General features: G+C 70.1%; 4 protein-coding genes and 1 riboswitch. All 4 genes read left to right on the top strand.

Features of this window, described 5'->3' with window-relative positions; all coding sequences use genetic code 11:
- A partial coding sequence (locus RTM68_RS17245) for a phenylalanine--tRNA ligase subunit beta (RefSeq protein WP_312173314.1) occupies positions 1-1,792 on the top strand: 1,792 nt, incomplete at its 5' end.
- Between the two features lie 198 nt (positions 1,793-1,990).
- Positions 1,991-2,707: a DUF402 domain-containing protein gene (locus RTM68_RS17240; protein ID WP_312173311.1), complete on the top strand. Its 717-nt coding sequence runs from the start codon at positions 1,991-1,993 to the stop codon at positions 2,705-2,707.
- A gap of 64 nt (positions 2,708-2,771) precedes the next feature.
- Positions 2,772-3,737 carry an NAD-dependent epimerase/dehydratase family protein gene (locus RTM68_RS17235; RefSeq protein ID WP_312173310.1) on the top strand — a complete coding sequence of 322 codons (966 nt, stop codon included), beginning with the start codon at positions 2,772-2,774 and terminating at the stop codon, positions 3,735-3,737.
- Positions 3,738-3,761: 24 nt separating this feature from the next.
- A riboswitch (TPP riboswitch) is annotated at positions 3,762-3,855 on the top strand.
- Positions 3,846-4,291: hydroxyethylthiazole kinase (locus RTM68_RS17230; RefSeq protein WP_312173308.1), on the top strand; the 446-nt coding region annotated here is incomplete at its 3' end. (Overlaps the previous riboswitch by 10 nt.)

Below are 4,291 nucleotides of genomic sequence, written 5' to 3'. Positions count from 1 at the left end.
CCCGACACCGCCGTGGATGATCGCCCGCCTGTCGCTCGCCGGCATGCGCTCGCTCGGCATCCTGATCGACATCACCAACTACGTGATGCTCGAACTCGGACAGCCCCTGCACGGCTACGACCTCGACCGGCTCGCCGGCGGCATCACGGTGCGACGCGCGACCCCGGGCGAGAAGATGACCACACTCGACGGGCAGGAGCGGAAGCTCCACGTCGAGGACCTGCTGATCACCGACGACTCGGGGCCGATCGGTCTCGCCGGCGTCATGGGCGGCGGCACCACCGAGATGAGCGAGACGACGCAGAACGTGCTCATCGAGGCGGCGACCTTCGATCCCGTGACGATCGCCCGCACCGCTCGCCGTCACAAGCTTCCCAGCGAGGCCTCCAAGCGCTTCGAGCGCGGGGTCGATCCGCTGATCCCGTTCGTCGCGGCTCGTCGCGCCGCCGATCTGATGGTCGAACTCGCGGGCGGAACGCTGACCGACGAGGGAGGCGCGCTGTTCGCCGAGGTCTTCGTCGCCGACATCGAACTGCCCACGGACTTCGTGCAGGGGCTCATCGGTGTCGATTACTCGGATGCCGAGATCGAGAGCGCACTGACGATGATCGGTGCCGAGGTCAGTCCCTCGACCGGCTCGGGTACGCAGGACGGTTGGACCGTCATCCCGCCCACCTGGCGTCCCGACCTCACCGACAAGTGGTCTCTCGCCGAGGAGGTCGCCCGTATCCACGGCCTCGACCGCATCCCCTCGGTGCTGCCGACCCCGCCGTCGGGCCGCGGCCTGACGATGCACCAGCAGGGTCGCCGCCGCGTCGCGAACGCGCTTGCGGCCGCCGGCTTCGTAGAGACGCCCTCGTTCCCGTTCACGACCGAGGCCGAGAACGATCGCCACGGCTCGGCATCGGGCGAGCATCTGCCGAGCATCCGCCTGGCCAACCCCCTCGACGGATCGGCGCCGTTCCTGCGCCGCTCGCTGATCCCGGGTCTCCTGCAGACCGCGCACCGCAACATCTCGCGCGGCCTCACCGATCTGGCGCTGTTCGAGACCGGTGTGGTCTTCCTGCCCGAGCCCGGCGTCGAGTACGGCACCGCCGAGGTTCCGCCGCTGGGCGCACGTCCGAGCGACGAGACGCTCGCTGAGCTCAACGCGTCGATCCCGCCGCAGCACCGCCACGTCGCCGTGCTGCTGACGGGCAACGTCGTGGCCCGTCAGCCCGGCCGGGCCGCAGAGCCGGCCGGACTGTCGGATGCGATCGACGCCGTTCGAGTGATCGGAGAATCCGCCGGAGTCGACATCGACATCGTCCAGTCCTCGCGTGCCGCGCTGCACCCGGGCCGCACCGGCGTGCTGACCGTCGGTGACGTCGAGGTCGGATACATCGGGGAGCTCCACCCCGATGTCTCGGCCGGTGCTGATCTTCCCGGTCGCGCCACGGTTCTCGAGCTCGACCTCGACGGCATCCTCGCCCTCGCCGGTCAGCGGGCCGTCGCGGCATCGCTGTCGACCTTCCCCGCCGCCACGCAGGACGTCTCGCTCGTCGTGGGTGCCGACGTACCGGCAGGAGAGGTCCGCGCGGCGCTGAGCGAGGGGGCAGGCGACCTGCTCGAGTCGGTGCGCCTCGTCGACGACTACCGGGGTGACGGCCTGCCCGAGGGATCGAAGAGCCTGACCTTCGCGCTGCGTTTCCGCGCCGGCGATCGCACGCTCACCGCGGCCGAGGCCACGGAGGCGAAGCTCGCCGGCGTCGCCGTCGCCGCCGAGCGCTTCGGCGCCACGATCCGCGACTGACGGCTCGATACGCGAGCTGCATTCCGATAGGGGATGCAGCTCGCGTGTCGTTCAGGCATGAGCACCCCGATCGCCGTCCGATCGCCCGATGACACCGTGTCGCAACTCGATGCGTCGAGGGCTGGGATCTGAGGTGCGGAGATCTGCATCCTCGAGTCGCACTGAGGCTCGTCCGCGCGCCGGGGGTACCGTGTCGGGATGAGCATCCTTCCTCACAGCACCCCTGCGGCGGTGCCCGACGGTGTCCGTGCGATGGGTGAGGGGCCGTTCCTGCAGCCGGGCGAGCAGATCGACTGGCACTACCGCAAGCCGGGCTGGCAGCCCGGCGACGCATCGACCATCACGCCCATGCGCGTGGTCCGCGACGATGCGCGTGGGCTCGTGGCCTGGCTCGCACCCGGCACCCTCCAGGAAGGACAGGGCACGCCCGCGGGTGACCGGGTGCGCACGGTGCCGCTCGAGCGTCGGTGGCTCGAACCGCGCACGCGGATCGTCGAGGAGTGGTGGGGCAACGGCATCCTGCGCATCGCGCCGGCGGGTGCGCCCTGGTCGGTCTGGGTGTTCTGGAGCGACGCGACCGGCGTCGACTGGACGTTCGCCGGATGGTACGTGAACCTCGAGAACGCACATCTGCGCACCGACCGCGACACGTACTCGTCGGACCACATCCTCGACGTCGAGATCGAGGCCGAGGGTTCCGTGTCCCTCAAAGACGAGGACGAGGTGATCGCGGCGATCGAGCAGGGGCGCCTCACGAGCGCGCAGGCGGCGCAGATCGAGCGGCACGCGGGCGCGGCGATCGAGTCGTTCCGCGCCGGGGAGTGGCCCTTCGACCCGGAATGGGTGCGGTGGCGTCCCGACCCGTCGTGGACCGTTCCGTCGCTCGAAGGTCTGGATGATCTGCGCACGCGGTGAGAGACGGATCCGCCGAGAGCGGAACCCCCTTCCCCTCCCAGGCCGTTGCTGGTGACATGGGCGCATGACTGACGTGTTGATCCTCGGGGGAACGGGCTGGCTGTCGGGGCGCATCGCCCGCAGGATGCTGCTGAACGGCGCCACGGTGATGTGCCTCGCCCGAGGAGGACGCCCGTCGCCCGACGGTGCGAGCCTCGTGCTCGCCGACCGCGATGATGCTGAGGCTTACGCCGCGGTGTCCGGACGCGACTGGGACCACGTCATCGACATCTCATCGCGTGCCGCGCACGTCACCGCCGCCGTCGGCGCCCTGGGCGACAGAGCCGGGCGGTGGACCTACGTGTCATCGATGTCGGTGTACTCCGACGACGTGACGACAGGCGGGGACGAGTCCTCGCCGGTGCATGCCCCCGCGGAACCCGGAGACGAGTACGACTACGGCGCCGAGAAGGTGGCCGCCGAGAACGTCGTGCGCACACTCGGCGATCGCGCCCTGATCGTGCGTCCGGGGCTGATCGTGGGCGAGGGCGACCCCAGCGACCGCTTCGGCTACTGGGCTGCGGCATTCCTCAGGGCGGTGGACGGGCCGGTGCTGATCCCGAACACCGAAGGGCGCGGCGTGCAGGTCATCGACGTCGACGACCTGACGGAGTTCATCGCCACGACGTCGGCCACCGGGGTGGTCAACGCGATCGGCGATCGGCATCCCCTCTCCGAGGTCGTCGCGAGAATACAGCGCAGCACGGGGCACGGCGGTGAGACGGTCGTCGCCGACGACGACTGGCTCGTCGCGAACGGCGTCGCGCACTGGGCGGGGGAGCGATCGCTGCCCCTCTGGCTGCCCGCCGACATGACCGGATTCATGAGCCGGGCCAACGCGCGGTATCGCGCCGCCGGGGGAGAACTGCGACCGCTCGACGAGACGATCACGACCGTCATCGCTGACGAGCGCGAGCGTGGCGTCGACCGCGAACGCCGCGCGGGGCTGAGCCGTGAAGACGAGCTCGCACTGCTGCACAGCCTCGACTGACCGCTTCGGATCGCTAGACTTCGAGCGAGTGACACGGGGTGCCGCATCCGCGGCTGAGAACAGACCCGTCGAACCTGATCTAGTTCGTACTAGCGAAGGGATGTCGCAATGAGCGATCGTCTGCGTCCGGAATCCGAATCGACCATCGCGGCCTCGGCTGCGGAGCTCCTGTCCACACTGCGCGAGGCACCACCGCTGACCCACTGCATCACCAACACGGTGGTGACGGGGTTCACGGCCAACGTGCTGCTCGCCCTCGGCGCGGCTCCGGCGATGGTCGACATCGTCTCGGAGTCGGGCCTGTTCGCGGGCGTGGCCGGTGGGCTGCTCATCAACCTCGGCACGCCGACCCCGGAACAGCGGGCGGCGAGCCTCGAAGCGGTGGAAGGCGCGAACAGTGCCGGCACGCCGTGGGTGCTCGATCCCGTGGCGATCGGCTCGCTCCCCGTGCGCACAAGGCTGGCGCAGCAGCTGGTCGAGAACCGCCCGACGGCGATCCGCGGAAACGCCTCGGAGATCCTCGCACTCGCAGGGCTCAGCGCCGGAGGCCGCGG

The organism is Microbacterium sp. (assembly GCF_031988965.1).
Lineage (GTDB): Bacteria > Actinomycetota > Actinomycetes > Actinomycetales > Microbacteriaceae > Microbacterium.
The sequence above is the reverse complement of the archived record's forward strand: the minus strand, read 5'-3'. Positions and strand labels throughout refer to the sequence as shown.

Excerpts from the sequence above, each read along its gene's own strand:
- RTM68_RS17240 (WP_312173311.1), top strand. The coding sequence starts at position 1,991 with ATGAGCATCCTTCCTCACAGCACCCCTGCGGCGGTGCCCGACGGTGTC.
- RTM68_RS17235 (WP_312173310.1), top strand. The coding sequence starts at position 2,772 with ATGACTGACGTGTTGATCCTCGGGGGAACGGGCTGGCTGTCGGGGCGC.